This window comes from Desulfuromonas sp. TF (genome assembly GCF_000472285.1).
GTDB lineage: Bacteria > Desulfobacterota > Desulfuromonadia > Desulfuromonadales > ATBO01 > ATBO01.
In genome coordinates, this window is the sequence record NZ_KI421424.1 from 295,734 (window position 1) to 296,519 (window position 786).

Genomic DNA, 786 nt, shown 5'->3' on the forward strand with positions numbered 1-786 from the left:
GCACGAAGTGCAGAAGGTCGAGGAGCTCAGCTTCGACGACATGCGCCACATGATCGACGACGAGCTGGTGCGCGCCCACAGGGGCCGCGCCCTCTCCCCCGATCATCCGGTTCTGCGCGGCACAGCCCAGAACCCCGACGTCTACTTCCAGGGACGCGAGTCTGTCAACCCCTACTACACCAGGATCGCCGGCATCGTCCAGGGCGCCATGGACAAGTTCGCCGCTAGAGTCGGCCGGCAGTACAACCTGGTCGACTACGTCGGCGCCCCCGACGCCGAGCGCGTCATGGTGGTGATGGGCTCCGGGGCCGACTGCGCCGAGGAGACCGTCAACTATCTCGTCTCCAAAGGGGAGAAGGTCGGCCTGCTCAAGGTGCGGCTGTTTCTGCCCTTCCCCATCGAGCAGTTCGCCCGCGCCCTGCCCAAGACGGTCCGCAAGATCGCCGTTCTCGACCGCACCAAGGAGCCCGGCTCCATCGGCGAGCCCCTCTACCACGAGGTGCGCACCGCCATCGGCGAGGCCATGGAGCAGGACCTGATCCAGCTCGATCGCTACCCGGCCATCGTCGGCGGCCGCTTCGGCCTCGGCTCCAAGGAGTTCTCCCCGGCCATGGCCAAGGCCGTGCTGGACAATCTCTCCAAGGACAAGCCCAAAAACCACTTCGTCGTCGGCATCGTAGAAGACGTCACCGGCTGCAGCCTCGAGTTCGACGAGAGCTTCAAGATCCCCAGCAACGTCTACGCCGCCATGTTCTACGGGCTCGGCTCCGACGGCACCGTCGGCGC

Annotated in this window: 1 pseudogene; it reads left to right on the forward strand. The window is 66.0% G+C overall.

Features of this window, described 5'->3' with window-relative positions:
* Positions 1–786 (forward strand): annotated as a pseudogene (locus DTF_RS24290) (pyruvate:ferredoxin (flavodoxin) oxidoreductase); the annotation flags it as partial.